The organism is Rhizobium rosettiformans W3 (genome assembly GCF_004912135.1).
Taxonomy (GTDB): domain Bacteria; phylum Pseudomonadota; class Alphaproteobacteria; order Rhizobiales; family Rhizobiaceae; genus Allorhizobium; species Allorhizobium rosettiformans.
The window spans coordinates 249,491-265,238 of sequence record NZ_STGU01000005.1; the positions used below are offsets into that span (position 1 = coordinate 249,491).

At 62.3% G+C, this 15,748-nt stretch carries 12 protein-coding genes; 4 read left to right on the top strand and 8 right to left on the bottom strand.

Going from position 1 to position 15,748, the window contains the following annotated elements; translation table 11 throughout:
* Positions 1-12 precede the first annotated feature (12 nt).
* Entirely contained in the window at positions 13-2,118 is a 2,106-nt protein-coding gene (gene recG / locus FAA86_RS11950; RefSeq protein WP_136540885.1) for an ATP-dependent DNA helicase RecG, read from the bottom strand.
* A gap of 95 nt (positions 2,119-2,213) precedes the next feature.
* Between recG and FAA86_RS11955 the strand changes: the two genes are divergently transcribed.
* Complete coding sequence (locus FAA86_RS11955; protein WP_136540831.1) at positions 2,214-2,528, top strand: FAD assembly factor SdhE; 315 nt, start codon at positions 2,214-2,216, stop codon at positions 2,526-2,528.
* Positions 2,529-2,534: 6 nt separating this feature from the next.
* A complete protein-coding gene (mfd, locus tag FAA86_RS11960) occupies positions 2,535-6,041 on the top strand; it encodes a transcription-repair coupling factor (RefSeq protein WP_377343208.1) in 3,507 nt (1,168 codons plus the stop codon).
* A 17-nt stretch (positions 6,042-6,058) separates the two neighbouring features.
* Here mfd and FAA86_RS11965 read toward each other — a convergent pair whose 3' ends face one another.
* The 3 genes from FAA86_RS11965 to FAA86_RS11975 form a co-directional block, all read right to left on the bottom strand.
* Complete coding sequence (locus tag FAA86_RS11965) at positions 6,059-6,994, bottom strand: DMT family transporter (protein WP_136540835.1); 936 nt, start codon at positions 6,992-6,994, stop codon at positions 6,059-6,061.
* Positions 6,995-7,051: 57 nt separating this feature from the next.
* On the bottom strand, positions 7,052-7,723 hold the full coding sequence (locus FAA86_RS11970) for a DsbA family oxidoreductase (RefSeq protein ID WP_136540887.1): 672 nt from the start codon (positions 7,721-7,723) through the stop codon (positions 7,052-7,054).
* Positions 7,724-7,828: 105 nt separating this feature from the next.
* On the bottom strand, positions 7,829-9,634 hold the full coding sequence (locus FAA86_RS11975; RefSeq protein WP_136540837.1) for an extracellular solute-binding protein: 1,806 nt from the start codon (positions 9,632-9,634) through the stop codon (positions 7,829-7,831).
* A 272-nt stretch (positions 9,635-9,906) separates the two neighbouring features.
* Here FAA86_RS11975 and FAA86_RS11980 point away from each other — a divergent pair, with 272 nt between their 5' ends.
* The gene (locus FAA86_RS11980) at positions 9,907-10,542 is read left to right on the top strand and encodes an invasion associated locus B family protein (protein ID WP_113461333.1); all 636 of its coding nucleotides are present in this window, start codon (positions 9,907-9,909) and stop codon (positions 10,540-10,542) included.
* 78 nt (positions 10,543-10,620) lie between these two features.
* Here FAA86_RS11980 and hspQ read toward each other — a convergent pair whose 3' ends face one another.
* From hspQ to FAA86_RS12000, 4 genes are all read right to left on the bottom strand, one after another.
* The gene (gene hspQ / locus FAA86_RS11985) at positions 10,621-10,950 is read right to left on the bottom strand and encodes a heat shock protein HspQ (RefSeq protein WP_006727720.1); all 330 of its coding nucleotides are present in this window, start codon (positions 10,948-10,950) and stop codon (positions 10,621-10,623) included.
* Between the two features lie 87 nt (positions 10,951-11,037).
* The gene (locus tag FAA86_RS11990) at positions 11,038-11,958 is read right to left on the bottom strand and encodes a DMT family transporter (RefSeq protein ID WP_136540889.1); all 921 of its coding nucleotides are present in this window, start codon (positions 11,956-11,958) and stop codon (positions 11,038-11,040) included.
* A gap of 146 nt (positions 11,959-12,104) precedes the next feature.
* Positions 12,105-13,514, bottom strand: a complete 1,410-nt coding sequence (glnA, locus tag FAA86_RS11995) for a type I glutamate--ammonia ligase (protein ID WP_113461335.1) — start codon at positions 13,512-13,514, stop codon at positions 12,105-12,107.
* A gap of 62 nt (positions 13,515-13,576) precedes the next feature.
* On the bottom strand, positions 13,577-13,915 hold the full coding sequence (locus tag FAA86_RS12000) for a P-II family nitrogen regulator (protein ID WP_006727717.1): 339 nt from the start codon (positions 13,913-13,915) through the stop codon (positions 13,577-13,579).
* A gap of 351 nt (positions 13,916-14,266) precedes the next feature.
* Here FAA86_RS12000 and FAA86_RS12005 point away from each other — a divergent pair, with 351 nt between their 5' ends.
* A complete protein-coding gene (locus tag FAA86_RS12005) occupies positions 14,267-15,745 on the top strand; it encodes an NAD(P)H-hydrate dehydratase (protein WP_136540839.1) in 1,479 nt (492 codons plus the stop codon).
* Positions 15,746-15,748 lie beyond the last annotated feature (3 nt).

Here is a 15,748-nt window from a genome sequence, read left to right on the forward strand (position 1 = left end):
GCCGATCGGGCGTCACCCCGCATGCAGGAAGCGGATCGCCTCGTCGCGGCGATGGAGATAGAGAAGCGTCCTCACCGCCTCGCCACGCGCAGACGTCAGCTCCGGATCCCGCTCCAGCAGATAGGCCGCATCCTTGCGGGCGATCTCCAAGAGGTCGCCGTGATGCTCCAGGCTGGCGATCTTGAAGCCCGGCGTGCCCGACTGCCGTGTCCCGAGAAGCTCGCCTTCACCCCGAAGCTTCAGATCCTCCTCGGCGATCAGGAAGCCGTCTTCCGAATCGCGCAGGATCGACAGCCGCGCCTTGCCGGTCTCGCCCAGCGGACCCTTGTAGAGCAGGATGCAGCTTGACGCCTCGTCGCCACGACCGACGCGACCGCGCAGCTGGTGCAGCTGGGCAAGGCCGAAGCGTTCGGCATGTTCGATCACCATGATCGTCGCGTCGGGTACATCGACGCCGACCTCGACCACGGTGGTGGCAACCAGCAGCCGCGTCTCGCCATTCTTGAAGGCAAGCATGGCGGCATCCTTCTCCGGCCCGCTCATCCGCCCATGCACCAGCCCGATCGGCGCCTTGATGAACTGCGCCAGCACCGACTGCCGCTCCTCGGCCGACATCAACTCGCTTTCTTCCGTCTCCTCGACGAGCGGGCAGATCCAGTAGGTCTTCTTGCCTTCTGCAATCGCAGCCCTCAGGCGCTCGATGACATCGGGCACGCGTTCCGTCGGCACCGTCACCGTCTGGATCGGCTTGCGGCCCGCCGGCTTCTCGGTGAGTTTGGAGACATCCATGTCGCCGAAGGCGGCCAGCACCAGCGTGCGCGGGATCGGCGTTGCCGTCATGACCAGCATATGCGGGGAAATGCCTTTGGAGGTGAGCCGCAGACGTTGGTGCACGCCGAAGCGATGCTGCTCGTCGACCACGGCGAGCGTCAGGTTCCTGTAGTTGACGGCATCCTGGAAGAGGGCATGCGTGCCGATGACGATCTGCGCTTCGCCAGACGCAATCCGCTCAAGGATCGCCTCGCGCTCCTTGCCTTTGGTGCGGCCGGTCAGTACCTCGATCTTGAGGCCCGCTGGTGCACCGAGCTTGGCAAGCGTGGCATGATGCTGCCGCGCCAGGATTTCCGTCGGCGCCATCAGCACCGCCTGTCCGCCGGCCTCGACGGCAGCGGCCATCGCAAACAGCGCCACCAGCGTCTTGCCGGCGCCGACATCGCCCTGGATGAGCCGCAGCATGCGCTGGTCGGAGGCCATATCCTTGAGGATATCGTCGATCGCCGCCAGCTGGCTGTTGGTCGGCGTGAAGGGCAGGGTGGCGCGGATCTTCCCGCTGATCTCACCCGTCGGCTTGACGGGCACGCCCGGCACCCGCCGAAGCTTCTGCCGCACCAGCGCCAGAGACACCTGACCTGCCAGAAACTCGTCATAAGCGAGCCTGCGACGGGCCGGTGCCTGCGGATCGATGTCCTTCTCGTCGCGCGGATTGTGGAGTGCTTGCAGGCTCTCGCGCACCGTCGCAAAACCCTGTTTCGTCACAAGCGGCGCATCCGCCCATTCCGGCAGCTCCGGCATGCGCTCGACGGCAGCCTCCACCGCCTTGCGCAGCACCTTGGGTCCGAGCCCCGCCGTCAGCGGATAAACCGGCTCGACCAGCGGCAGGTTCTCCGCCTCGCTCGCCTTCACCATCAGATCGGGATGCACCATCGAGGCGCGGCCGTTGAACCAGTCGACCTTGCCGGAGACCATCACGGTCTCATCGATGGGCAGCGCCTTTTCCAGCCAGTTGCCCTTGACCCGGAAGAAGGTGAGCGCCAGTTCCCCCGTCTCGTCATGCAGCATCACGCGATAGGGCAGGTTGCTCTTGCCCTTGGGCGGCGGCAGATGGCGGTCGACGCGGCCGGTGATCGTCACCAGCGAACCTTGCTGCGCATAGGCGATGCCCGGCTGATGCCGCCGGTCGATCAGCCTGTGGGGTGCCAGGAAGAGCAGATCGACGACCCGCGCATCCTCGGCATCCTCGCGCCCGAGCAGCGTGGCGAGAAGCTGGGCGAGCTTGGGGCCCACTCCGCTGAGCGAGGCCACGGAGGCGAACAGGGGATCGAGAAGTTGGGGACGCATGATGGCCGCAAAATGCATTGCAAATTGCCCCTTTGGCAAGCTGACATTTGCCGGTCGCTGCTCTATAGAGGCGCAAGATTGAAGAGGATCCCGACATGACAGGACTGGTGAGAAGCAGTGCCGACCTCGATCCGCGCCGCCGGCGCATCCTGTTCCGCTGCTGGCATCGTGGTATCCGCGAGATGGATTTGATGCTCGGCCAGTTCTGCGAGGCCCACATCGCCGAGCTTTCTGACGAAGATCTGGACGAGCTCGAGCGCATCATGGCCGAGGAAGACAACGACCTCGTCAAATACATCACCGGCGCCGAACCCGTTCCCGCCCACCTTCAGACGCCACTCTTCGAACGCATAGCCGCTCTCCGGCCGGATTTTTCGCCGGTCACGGGCGAAGAAACCGCTGCAAAGTAATTGATGATGTCCCTGATCGATGTGAAGCGGATTGTCGGCGCACAATCCGCGCTGACGCTCTCCCATGTGCCCGACGGCATGGATGCCTTTATCCTCGCCGAGTTGGCGCGCGAGGGTAAACCGGTCGCCTATGTGGTCTCGGACGGGCAGCGCCTGCAGAACATCGAACAGACGCTGAGCTTTGCCGCGCCCGACATCCCGGTGCTCACGCTTCCGGCCTGGGACTGCCTGCCTTATGACCGCGTCTCACCCTCGGCCGACGTCTCTGCACGCCGCCTTGCAGCACTTTCGGGCCTCATCTCGCTCTACCTGAAGCCGCATCCGGCGATCGTGCTGGTGACCGTCAATGCCATGCTGCAGAAGGTGGCGCCAGCTGACGTGATCGACAGCCTCGGATTTTCTGCAAAACCCGGCAACCAAGTCCGCATGGACGACATTGCCGCACGCCTGGAGCGCAACGGCTTCGACCGCGTGGCCACAGTGCGCGAGGTCGGCGAATTCGCCGTGCGAGGCGGCATCCTTGATGTTTTCGTGCCGGGTTCGGAAGAGCCCGTGCGCCTCGATTTCTTCGGCGATACGCTCGAAAGCATCCGCTCCTTTGATCCGGCAAGCCAGCGCACCATCGGCCAGGTCCGCTCGCTTGACCTCAATCCAATGAGCGAGGTGACGCTGACACCGGAAAACATCAGCCGCTTCCGCAAGAACTATCTCTCGCTCTTTGGCGCTGCCAACCGCGACGACGCGCTTTACGCCGCCGTCTCGGAAGGCCGTCGCTATGCCGGCATGGAGCATTGGCTGCCGCTGTTCTACGATCAGCTCGAAACGACCTTCGACTATCTGCGCGGCTTCCGTATGGTCACAGACCATACCGTGCGTGAGGCAGCCGAAGAGCGCGCCAAGCTGATCCGCGACTATTACGAGGCCCGCCTCAACTCGGCGACGCCCGGCAAGGGCCATCTTGCCCAGGGCACGCCCTACAAGCCGGTCCCGCCGGAGCGGCTCTATCTCGGCGCCGGTGAATTCGGCCGAGCCCTCGACGCCTTCGACCCGATCCGCATCACCCCCTTTGCCGAACATGGCGGCGAAAGCCGTCTTGTCATCGAAGTCGATGCGCGCCCGACGCCGCGCTGGGCCAAGACGGCGAATGAGGCAACGGAAGAAGGCAACCGCACCAACGTCTTCGGCCAGGCCGTCACCTATATCGCCGACAAGCGCGCAGCCGGTGCGAAGGTCGTCGTCTCCGGCTGGTCGGAAGGCTCGCTGGATCGCCTGCTGCAGGTGCTGAACGAACATGGGCTGGAAAAGCTCGTTCCCGTCGCAGCCCTCAAGGATGTCGACAAGCTGAAGAAGGGCGAGGCGGGCACCGCAGTCCTCAGCCTCGAAGGTGGCTTCGAGGCCGGCAACCTCATCATCGTCGGCGAGCAGGACATCCTCGGCGACCGCATGGTCCGCCGCTCCAAGCGCCGCAAGCGCGCCGCCGATTTTATCTCCGAAGTCGCTGGCCTCGACGAGGGCTCGATCGTCGTCCATGCCGAACACGGTATCGGCCGCTTCATTGGCCTGCGCACGATCGAGGCCGCCGGCGCGCCGCATGCCTGCCTCGAGCTGCAATATGCCGACGAGGCAAAACTCTTCCTGCCGGTCGAAAACATCGATCTCCTCTCTCGCTATGGTGGGGAGGCGACCGAGGTCCAGCTCGACAAGCTGGGTGGCGGCGCCTGGCAGATGCGCAAGGCCAAGCTCAAGAAGCGCCTGCTCGATATGGCTGGCGCCCTGATCCGCATTGCCGCCGAGCGCATGACCCGTTCCGCGCCTGTGCTGACGACGCAGGAAGGCCTCTACGACGAGTTTGCCGCCCGCTTCCCCTATGACGAGACGGAAGACCAGGAAAACGCCATCGAGGCCGTCCGCTCCGACCTGGGCCAGGGCCGTCCGATGGACCGCCTCGTCTGTGGCGATGTCGGCTTCGGCAAGACGGAAGTGGCACTGCGCGCCGCCTTCATCGCGGCGATGAACGGCATCCAGGTCGCCGTCGTCGTGCCGACCACGCTGCTCGCCCGCCAGCACTTCAAGACCTTTTCCGAACGCTTCCGGGGACTGCCGATCCGCGTCCAGCAGGCCTCGCGCCTCGTGGGCACCAAGGAGCTGAACCTCGTCAAGAAGGAAGTGGCAGAGGGCAAGACGGATATCGTCGTTGGAACCCATGCTTTGCTCGGCTCCGGCATCACTTTCGCCAACCTCGGCCTTCTCATCATCGACGAGGAGCAGCATTTCGGCGTCAAGCACAAGGAGCGCCTGAAGGAACTGAAGTCCGACGTTCACGTCCTGACGCTCTCGGCCACGCCGATCCCGCGTACCCTGCAGCTCGCCATGACCGGCGTGCGCGAACTCTCGCTCATCACCACGCCGCCGGTCGACCGCATGGCGGTGCGCACCTTCATCTCGCCCTTCGATCCACTGGTCATTCGCGAAACCCTGATGCGCGAGCATTATCGCGGCGGCCAGAGTTTCTATGTCTGTCCGCGTCTCGCCGATCTCGCCGATATCAAGGCCTTCCTCGACGAGAACGTGCCGGAACTGAAGGTCGCCGTGGCACATGGTCAGATGGCGGCTGGCGAGCTTGAGGACATCATGAACGCCTTCTACGAAGGCCGCTACGACGTTCTGCTCTCGACCACGATCGTCGAATCCGGCCTTGATGTTCCCACAGCCAATACGCTGATCGTCCATCGCGCCGACATGTTCGGTCTCGCCCAGCTCTACCAGATCCGCGGTCGCGTCGGCCGCTCCAAGGTCCGCGCCTTTGCGCTCCTGACGCTGCCGGTCAACAAGGTGCTGACGGCGGGCGCCGAACGTCGCCTCAAGGTCCTGCAATCGCTCGACACGCTCGGCGCCGGCTTCCAGCTTGCCAGCCACGACCTCGACATCCGCGGCGCCGGCAATCTGCTCGGCGAGGAACAGTCCGGCCATATCAAGGAGGTCGGCTTCGAACTCTACCAGCAGATGCTGGAAGAGGCCGTTGCGGAAGTGAAGGGCGTCGACGAAGTCGTCGACACCGGCTGGTCGCCGCAGATACAGGTCGGCACCTCGGTGATGATCCCGGAAAACTATGTGCCGGATCTGCATCTGCGCATGGCGCTCTATCGCCGCCTCGGCGAATTGGACGACTTGCGCGAGATCGACGGCTTCGGCGCCGAGCTCATCGACCGCTTCGGCCCGCTGCCGATCGAGGTCCAGCACCTGCTGAAGGTCGTCTACATCAAGGCGCTTTGCCGCAAGGCGAATGTCGAGAAGCTGGAAGCCGGTCCCAAGGGCGTCGTGGTCCAGTTCCGCGGCAAGCAGTTCCCGAATCCGGCAGCGCTGGTCGGTTACATCGCCAAGCAAGGCACCATGGCCAAGATCCGGCCGGACCACTCGGTGTTCCTGACCCGCGATCTGCCGACGCCGGAAAAGCGGCTGGCAGGCGCGGCGGTGGTCATGACGCAACTGGCGGAACTGGCGAAGGCGAGCTGAGAGGCTGCTTCTCTGCGTTAGACGCCGGGCTCTTCCGGTTTGATCGCCAGTGCTGCATCTGTCTTGCCGGCCACCGGTGGCGGAAGCGGCGTGTCGCGCTTGCGCTCGCGGATCAGCGTCAAAAGACCCGAGCCTACGATCAGCGCTATGCCGATCCCCATCGGCCAGTCGACCTTGTCGCCGAAGACGAGATAGCCGAGCAGGATGGCCCAGAGCATCTGGCTGTACTGGATCGGACCGACGATCGCGGCCGGCGCATAGAAGGAGGCGAGCATCATGAAGATGTTGCCGACCGCACCGAGAATGCCGAAGGCTGCGAGCAGACCGAGATCATAGGCACTCGGAGCGTGGAAGTCCGGCAGGGAAAGCACACCGCAGAGGATGACATTGCCGAGCAGGCCTGCGCCATAGAGCGAGATGTTCTTCTCCTGCGGTCCGATGGCGCGGTAGATGACGATCGACACGCCGCCGGCAAAACCCGAGATCAGCGCTGCAAGATGTCCGATCTCGAGCTCTCGGAAGCCGGGCCGCAACACGACGAGAACTCCGAGGAAGCCGATGATCACGGCTGCCCAGCGCTTCATGCCCACCTGTTCCTTGAGAAAAAGCACCGACATGATCGTGGCGAAGCTCGGCAGAAGGAAAATCAGGCAGAAGGCCTCCGCCATCGATAGCCGGGTAAAGGCCACGATACTGCCGACGGTCCCCACCGTCGCGCAGACGAAGCGCAGCCACCAGAGCGGCCAGTTGGTGCTGCGTACCAGATCGGTATAGCGATCTTCGCGCTTCATCAGGAAGGGAATGGCAAGGAAGCCGAAGAGGCTGCCGATAAAGCCCGCCTCGAAGGCGGGCACACGCCCCTCGACCAGCTTCACCGAAGCATCACTGAAGGAATAGGCGGCAAAACAGATGAAGGCGAGCAGAATGCCCTTGAAGGTGGTGTCGGCGGACAAGATGATGATCCCGGGGAGGAGGTGACCTCACCGGGATACGGGTGTTCGGTAAAACCGTCAATTGAGATTACGGATCGCCTCAGCCTTTGCCTTGGCGATTTCACGCAGCGCGTTTGCCAGTTCCGCCGGCGGCTGGGCACCGCTGACTGCATATTGCTGGTCGAAGATGAAGAAGGGCACACCGTTCACACCCATCTGCTTGGCGGCATCCACTTCCGAAAGAACATGCGTGACGTCGGCATCGCCCGAGAGAAGCGATTCGATCACCGGCCGCGACAAGCCGGCTTCGGTCGCGATATCGAGCAGCACTGCCGGGTCGCCGATATTGCGGCCCTGTTCGAAATTCGCCTTGAACAGGAGATCGACGACGCGCCCCTGTGTCTCGCGGCTTTCCTGACCGGCCCAGTGGATCAGGCGATGCGCATCGAGCGTGTTCGGCCCGACCTTGATCGCCGCGAAATCGAAGTTGATCCCGACTTCCGCGCCGAGCTCCTTCAAATGGGCATGCGCCCGGTCCATGTTGTCCTTGCCGCCGAGCTTCTTGGCGAGCTCGACCTGCTGGTCTACACCCTCCGGCGGATAGTCCGGATTGAGCTGATAGGGGCGCCAGTTGATGTCGACGCTCACCTCGTCCTGCACCTCGGCAATCGCGAGCTCCAGCCGGGCCTTGCCGAGATAACACCAGGGGCAGACCACGTCTGAAACGAGGTCGATGGTGATGCGGTCCATGATGTGTCCTTCCTGCGGCAGGGCGTGTTCTGTCATCCGTCACTTAAATCAAAACGGGCCGGAGGCAAGCTCCGGCCCGAAAACACAGCGTCAAACGGTTCGTTCTTATTGCACCCGCGCGTCGAACCAGGTTGGCCGCTGGTAACCGTAGAGCGGGTTTGCGTCCGGCCGGCCGATATGCTTCCAGCGTGCAACCCACTGTTCGCCGATATGGTAGAGCGGCACGACATAGTGACCGGCCACCAGAAGGCGGTCATAGGCGCGCACCGCCGCTTGAAAATCGGCCGGGTCGCGGGCCTGCAGCAGCGCTTCCATCACCCGATCGATATCCGGATCGGCAACGCCAGCATAGTTGAAGCTGCCCTGCGCGTCCTTCGACTCCGAGCCCCAACGATTGACCTGCTCGGCGCCCGGCGAGAGCGACGAGGTGTAGGACTTGATGATCATGTCGTAGTCGAAGCTGTTGGAGCGCGCCTGATACTGCGCATCGTCCACAGTCCGGATCGCCATGTCGATGCCGATCAGCTTCAGCGTCCGCTGAAAGGCGAGCGCCATCTTCTCCTGGCCCTCGTTCTGGGTCATCACCTCGAAGGCGAGCGGCTTGCCCGAGGCATCGACCATCTTGCCACCCTGGATCTTGTAGCCGGCCTCGCCGAAGAGCTTCACGGCCTTGCCCAGCGCCTTGCGGTCACCGCCTGAGCCGTCGGTCGCAGACTGCGTGTACGTGCCGGCAAGGATCTCCGGCGAGAGCTTGTCCTTCGCGGGGCCGAGCAGGGCGAGTTCCTTCTCGTCGGCCGCATTGCCGTAGGCGCCGAGCGCCGAGTTCTGCCAGTAGCTCTGTGTGCGCGTGAAGGCATTGCCATAGAGCGTCTTGTTCAGCCATTCGAAGTCGAAGGCCGTGCTGATCGCCTCGCGCACCTTCACGTCGCCGAAGATCGGGCGTCTGGTGTTGAAAACGAAGCCCAGCATGCCGGAAGGCAGCCCCGGCTTGAAGCTTTCCTTGATGACGTCACCGTTCTGCGCTGCCGGGAAGTCGTAGGCCCTTTGCCAGTGATTGGCGTCGCCTTCCGGATAGATATCGATCTCACCCTTCTTGAAGGCCTCGAACAGCGTCGCTTCCTGCAGGAAATAGGTGACGCTGATCTCGTCGTAATTGTCGAAGCCGATCTTCGAAGGCAGGTCCTTGCCCCAGTAATCGGGGTCTCGCGCCCACGTCACCTTCTCGCCGGGCCGCAACTCCTTGATCTTGTAGGGGCCGGAGCCGACGGGAATGTCCAGCCCGCCCTGGTCGAAGGTCTCGGGATTGATCGCATGTTTCGGCAGGATCGGGGTCGAGGACGCGAAGATCAACGGCGTCTCGCGGTTGGCCTTGTCGTTGAAGGTGAACTTCACGCCATGCTCGCCCACCTTCTCCATCTTCTCGACCGCGCTGAGTCGGCCGTTGAACGGCGGGCGCCCCTTGTCCCGCAGGAGTTCGAAGGTGAAGATCACATCCTCGGGCGTCACTGGCTTGCCGTCATGCCACCGGGCCTTGGGATTGAGGTTGAACTGCACATAGGTCCGGTCCGCATCCCATTCCACGGTTTCAGCCAGCAGGCCATACAGCGTGAAGGGCTCGTCGGCGGAGCGCGTCATCAGCGGTTCGTAGAGCAGGTTTCCGAATTCCGGGTCCCAGACGCCACGGGCCGTCGTGCGCATGCCCTTGAGGACGAAGGGGTTCAACGCGTCGAAAGTCCCGACTACGCCGTAATTGACCTTGCCACCCTTTTTCACATCCGGCTTCACATAGGGAAAATGGGTATAATCCGCCGACAATGCGGGTTCACCATGCATCGCGATCCCGTGAACGGGTTCCGCCTGGGCGACGGTCGCGAAAGGCAGGAGACAAAGGCTGAAGAAGAGACGGCGCAAGATTGAGGTCCTCTCGGCATGTGAATCTGTAATGTGCGCGAAGGCTAGCACAATCACCATAAAACCAACACAAGCGGGTGGGATTTAGGCGGAGTGAGTCGATCCGGCGTCAAAGAAACGCTGGATATTCCGGCCGCCACAATGTAACAGGTGAGCCAGATCGCCGGGTCATGTATTTGCCTCATTTGAACGACAGGTGAGGGCACACACGACTGGTGAATGACGCGGCAACGAAGTCCGCGCGACAGGGGTTTTCAGGAGACGGAATACGTATGATGTTCAAACTTAGCAACGCAACGCGGACGGCTGTGTCTGCACTCGCACTGTCCTTCGCTGCCAGCGCCATGCCGGTTGTCGCGCAGGCTCAGGAAGCCGCTGCTGCACCGAACTCGGCCAAGTGGTTCAAGACCTGCGCCAAGCAGGAAGAATCCGATGTCTGCGTCGTTCAGAACCAGCTCGTGGCTGCCAATGGCCAGCTGATCACCGCTGTCGGACTGATCACAGTTGAAGGCAAGGTCAATCGCAAGCTGCTGCAGGTCACGGTTCCCTCGGCCCGTCTGATCCCGCCGGGCGTGATGATGCAGATCGACGGCGGCAAGGGCACCAAGCTCGATTACGCTGTCTGCTTGCCGGATCGCTGCACCGCCGAGATCCCGCTGACCGATGCGATCATCGACAGCCTGAAGAAGGGTGGCGAGGTCGTGTTTACCTCGATCAACTTCCGCCGCGCGCCGAACCCGATCAAGATCCCGCTAACCGGCTTCACCGGCGCCTTCGATGGTGAGGCCATGTCGCAGTCGCAGGCCGAAGAGCGCCAGCGTCTCCTGCAGGAAGCCATGCAGAAGAAGCAGGAAGAGCGCAACAAGGCGATCACCGACGCCCAGAACGCTGCCAAGCAGGGCAATTAAGCTCCGCCAGGCCACTGAAATGCAAGAAGCCCGCGTCGCAAGACGCGGGCTTCTTCGTATCTGGTATCTGCAAGATCGTCAGTGCGCGAAGTTCATCTTCGGCTTGTAGCGGCCGGTCTGCTGCGGTTCGAAGATCTGCTGGATCTGCGGATTGCGCAGCGGCTCCTGGCTCTGGTCGCGTTCGAGGTTCTGCTCGGACACATAGGCCACATATTCCGTCTCGGAATTCTCGGCGAGCAAGTGATAGAAGGGCTGATCCTTGTGCGGCCGCACCTCGGCCGGGATCGCGTTCCACCACTCCTCGGAATTCGCGAACTCCGGGTCAACATCGAAGATCACGCCGCGGAACGGAAAGAACTTATGCCGTACGACGTCCCCGATACCAAATTTAGCGCTTCGTTGTTTCATGGCTTGACTTCCTTTCCCTGTCATATTTGGGAAGAAAGCCCGGCAAAATCAAGGGATGGTGTGTGACACCGTGGCAGCCTGCCACACCTAGCCACTCTTCCGCCCCGGTGCGGTCGCGAGTATCAAGCCGCCGGTCACCAGAACGATGCCAACTGCGTGGTAACGCTCGAAGTGCTCGCCGAGAAAGACGACGGCCATGAGGATCGACATCGGCGGCATCAGATAGAGCGTCATGCCGGCAATTCCGGGTCCAAAGACCTGGACGGCATGCTGGAAGCAGTAGAAGGCGGCAAGTGACGCGAAGAGGATGATGCCTGCAAGCTTGGCGAATTCCGTCATCGTGTCCGGCAGAAGGCCACCGGACGCCATCTCGACCACGCCCGCTGGGATGAGCACGATCGCACCTGACAGAGCCAGCAGCGCAAAAAGAGGCAGAGGCGGCATCGCCCGCACCGAGGGACGCCGCAAGAGCAGCGAATAGGCCGCAAACGCAATCGCGGCCACCAGGATCGCGAGGTCGCCGATGTTGAAACTCAGCGAAAGCAAAGCCTCGGGGTGTCCCTTAAGCACGATCGCCACGACGCCTGAGAAGGCGATCACCATCCCCAGCAGCTCGAGCCTCGTGATCGCCCGCTTCTGAAAAAGCCACTGGAACAGGATGATGAAGAGCGACGAGGTCGTGTAGATCAAGGTTGCGTTCGATGCCGTGGTCAGCGTCAGCGCCCAGTAGACGACACCGCCACAGATCCCCATGCCAAGTATGCCGAGCGTGAGCCAAAGGGCCGTGTGCTGGCGCACGAAGGATAGGCAAGCCCGCCGTTCCTGCCAGATGAAGGGCGACATCAAGAGCGCTGCCCCCAGCCAGCGCAGCAGTGCCGTCGTGAACGGGCCAACTTCGCCGGTGATGCCGCGGCCGAAGATGAGGTTCGACGAAAAGAACAGGGGCGCCAGGAGAAACAGGATCCAGTCGAACAGGCGCGGGGAGGAGATATTCTGGGAGGCTGCCATCGGAACCGTGACATGAGAAGAAGACGCCACACTGCTAACCCGACCCTGGGGGGCGAGAAAGCGCTATTCGCGTCGGAGCTTGTCTTCGACCAACAAAAAAACGCCGGCGGATCTCTCCGCCGGCGCCTGGATCGAAACCTGATGGATCAGGCCGAGTAGTACATGTCGAATTCGACCGGATGCGGGGTCATTTCGAAACGCATGACTTCCTGCATCTTCAGTTCGATGAAGGCATCGATCTGGTCGTCGTCGAAGACGCCGCCGGCGGTCAGGAACTTGCGATCCTTGTCGAGGCTTTCCAGCGCTTCACGCAGCGAACCGCAGACGGTCGGGATCTTCTTCAGTTCCTTCGGCGGCAGGTCGTAGAGATCCTTGTCCATGGCCTTGCCCGGATGGATCTTGTTCTTGATGCCGTCGAGGCCGGCCATCAGCATGGCGGCAAAGGCGAGGTAGGGGTTCGCCATCGGGTCCGGGAAGCGGACTTCGACGCGCTTGGCCTTCGGGTTGGTGCCGAAGGGGATACGGCACGAAGCCGAGCGGTTGCGCGCGGAATAGGCGAGCAGAACCGGTGCTTCGTAACCCGGGACCAGACGCTTGTAAGAGTTGGTCGACGGGTTGGTGAAGGCGTTGATCGCCTTGGCATGCTTGATGATGCCGCCGATGTAGTAGAGGCAGCTTTCCGACAGGCCGGCATATTCATCGCCAGCAAAGGTCGGCTTGCCGTCCTTCCAGATCGACTGGTGCACGTGCATGCCCGAGCCGTTATCGCCGAAGATCGGCTTCGGCATGAAGGTGGCCGTCTTGCCATAGGCATTGGCGACCTGATGCACGACATACTTGTAGATCTGCATCTTGTCGGCGTTGCGCACCAGCGTGTCGAACTTGATGCCGAGCTCGTGCTGCGCAGCTGCCACTTCGTGGTGATGCTTTTCGACGACGACGCCCATTTCACCGAGAACCGTCAGCATTTCGGAGCGCATGTCCTGCAGGCTGTCGATCGGCGGAACCGGGAAGTAGCCGCCCTTGACGCGCGGACGGTGACCGAGGTTGCCGGTCTCGTAGTCGGTGTCGTCGTTCGACGGCAGTTCGGTCGAATCGAGCTTGAAGCCGGTGTTATAAGGGTCGGCCTTGTACTTTACGTCGTCGAAGACGAAGAACTCGGCTTCCGGACCGACGAAGACGGTGTCGCCAATGCCCGATGCCTTCAGATAGGCTTCGGCCTTCTTGGCGGTGCCGCGCGGGTCGCGGTTATAGGCTTCGCCCGAGACCGGATCGAGAATGTCGCAGAGGATGACCATCGTCGACTGGGCGAAGAAGGGATCCATGTGGACGGTTGCCGGATCCGGCATCAGCACCATGTCGGACTCATTGATGGCCTTCCAGCCGGCGATCGAGGAGCCGTCGAACATGACGCCGTCGGCGAACATGTCTTCGTCCACACAGGTCACGTCCATCGTCACGTGCTGCAGCTTGCCCTTGGGATCGGTAAAGCGCAGGTCGACGAACTTGATGTCGTTGTCCTTGATCTGTTTCAGGATATCGTTTGCGGTCGTCATATTTTTTATGTCCTCGCGTGAGCTGACGATTTAAACCCGACCTCCCTTGATGTCGGGTCCGATTAGATGGCGTCGATACCGGTTTCGCCGGTACGAATGCGGACGACTTCTTCGACGTTCGAAACGAAGATTTTGCCGTCGCCGATACGGCCCGTCTGGGCAGCATTGCGGATGGCGTCGATGACGGCCTCCACGTTTTCGTCGGCCAGTACCACTTCGACCTTCACCTTGGGCAGGAAGTCCACGACATATTCGGCGCCACGATAGAGCTCGGTATGGCCCTTCTGACGACCGAAGCCCTTGGCTTCCGTCACGGTGATACCCTGCAAACCGACTTCCTGAAGGGCTTCCTTCACTTCGTCGAGCTTGAAGGGCTTGATGATCGCTTCGATCTTTTTCATGAGAAAATTTCTCTCCGCTTCCTCATTAAAGCAGGATGAGCCCCGCCCGCCGGGCTGGATGCATGGAATGTGCCAATCTTTCGCGAAAATCGTGCGAAATCCAGCGCCTCCTCCGTCCGACCGGGCAAATCTCCAGCAAAATGGCCGGAAAAGCCAGCCCGTTTCGATCAAAATAACGCTTTTGGCCAATCTTTTTTATGCCGGCGACTGCACCGTAAGCCCTTGTGGTCTCTGCGTTATCTCGAATGAAGAGGGCTAATTATAGGGCAAATGCACACGAAATGGGCATGTGTGGCTGCCTAAAATCGTGCATCTTTGCGCACGGGATGGTTTGTGGTCTAACCTCGACCCATGAACCGATCGAACACCAAATTCCTTTTGACACCCCAGGCGATGGGCCGCGTCGATGCCGCTGCCGCGCGCTCGGGCATCGATAGCTACGGCCTGATGCGAAGGGCAGGAGAGGCCATCGCAGCCTCGGCCCTGCGCCACTACCCGCAGGCCCTGCGTTTCGTGGTCCTCTGCGGTCCGGGCAACAATGGCGGTGACGGTTACGTCGCCGGCGCTGCTCTGGCCCGGAGCGGCGCGCAGGTTGCCCTTTTCAGTCTGGTGGACGTAACCCTTCTGAAGGGAGATGCCGCGCAGGCAGAGGCGGAATGTGATCTTCCGGTGGCCCCGCTTGAACGTTATGATCCAAGCCCCGGAGACGTGGTAATCGACGGTCTCTTCGGTGCCGGCTTGGCAAGGGACATCCCCGATGGAGCGAAAGCCGTTGTCGACGCGGTCGGGAAAGCGGGTCTGCCCGTCCTGGCGATCGATCTTCCCTCGGGCATTGACGGTGCGACGGGCGCCGTCCGGGGTGCAGCCTTTAAGGCACGCCATACCGTGACCTTCATGACGCGCAAGCCCGGACACCTGCTGCTTCCCGGTCGCCTCCATTGCGGCGAGGTCGAGGTGTTCGACATCGGTATCCCCTGGCGCATTGTCGAGCGCGAGGCGGGAGGGCTCTGGGTCAACGGTCCCGCAATTTGGGCCGGACACGACAGGGCCGTCTCCGCGACGGATCACAAATATCGCCGCGGCCATCTGACCGTCTTTTCCGGCCCCGAAACCGCAACGGGTGCCGCGCGCCTCACGGCTGCTGCGGGGTTAAAGGCGGGGGCAGGCCTGGTCACGCTGGCATCCCCCGCCTCGGCCTTGTCCATCAATGCCGGACATCTGACGGCGGTGATGCTGACGCGGCTGGATACGGCTCAGGAGCTCTCCTCATGGCTCGAAGACAGCCGCCGCTCCACCTTCGTGCTCGGACCGGGTTTTGGCGATCTCGATCGTGCGCGTCGCTTCGCGCTCACGCTGGGAGACGCCGGCCGGAGCCTCGTCCTCGATGCCGATGGCATTTCGGCATTCAAGGACATGGCCGGCGAACTTTCGGCCGCCTTTTCCGGTGGAGAGCCCCGGTTGGTCGTGACCCCGCATGAGGGTGAATTCGCAAGGCTCTTTCCAGACATCGCGTCCGAGGCTGATCCGGGAAAGGTCGAGAAGGCGATCGCTGCCGCGCGGGCGATCGGTGGCATCGTTGTCTACAAGGGCGCCGACACGGTCATTGCCGCGCCTGATGGCCGGGCCGCGATCGAAGAGGAGGCTCCGCCCTCCCTGGCGACGGCGGGGTCCGGCGATGTCCTGGCGGGGATCATCGGTGCCAGGATCGCAAACAGCATGCCCGCCTTCGAGGCTGCCTGCGCCGGTGTCCACTTACATGGCCAGACAGCCTCAAGGGCAGGGCAGGGCATGACGGCAGAAGATCTCGTGGCTCATGTCAGGCCAGACTGACAG

Excerpts from the sequence above, each read along its gene's own strand:
- recG (WP_136540885.1), bottom strand. The coding sequence starts at position 2,118 with ATGCGTCCCCAACTTCTCGATCCCCTGTTCGCCTCCGTGGCCTCGCTC.
- FAA86_RS11955 (WP_136540831.1), top strand. The coding sequence starts at position 2,214 with ATGACAGGACTGGTGAGAAGCAGTGCCGACCTCGATCCGCGCCGCCGG.
- mfd (WP_377343208.1), top strand. The coding sequence starts at position 2,535 with ATGTCCCTGATCGATGTGAAGCGGATTGTCGGCGCACAATCCGCGCTG.
- FAA86_RS11970 (WP_136540887.1), bottom strand. The coding sequence starts at position 7,723 with ATGGACCGCATCACCATCGACCTCGTTTCAGACGTGGTCTGCCCCTGG.
- FAA86_RS11980 (WP_113461333.1), top strand. The coding sequence starts at position 9,907 with ATGATGTTCAAACTTAGCAACGCAACGCGGACGGCTGTGTCTGCACTC.
- hspQ (WP_006727720.1), bottom strand. The coding sequence starts at position 10,950 with ATGAAACAACGAAGCGCTAAATTTGGTATCGGGGACGTCGTACGGCAT.
- FAA86_RS11990 (WP_136540889.1), bottom strand. The coding sequence starts at position 11,958 with ATGGCAGCCTCCCAGAATATCTCCTCCCCGCGCCTGTTCGACTGGATC.
- glnA (WP_113461335.1), bottom strand. The coding sequence starts at position 13,514 with ATGACGACCGCAAACGATATCCTGAAACAGATCAAGGACAACGACATC.
- FAA86_RS12000 (WP_006727717.1), bottom strand. The coding sequence starts at position 13,915 with ATGAAAAAGATCGAAGCGATCATCAAGCCCTTCAAGCTCGACGAAGTG.
- FAA86_RS12005 (WP_136540839.1), top strand. The coding sequence starts at position 14,267 with ATGAACCGATCGAACACCAAATTCCTTTTGACACCCCAGGCGATGGGC.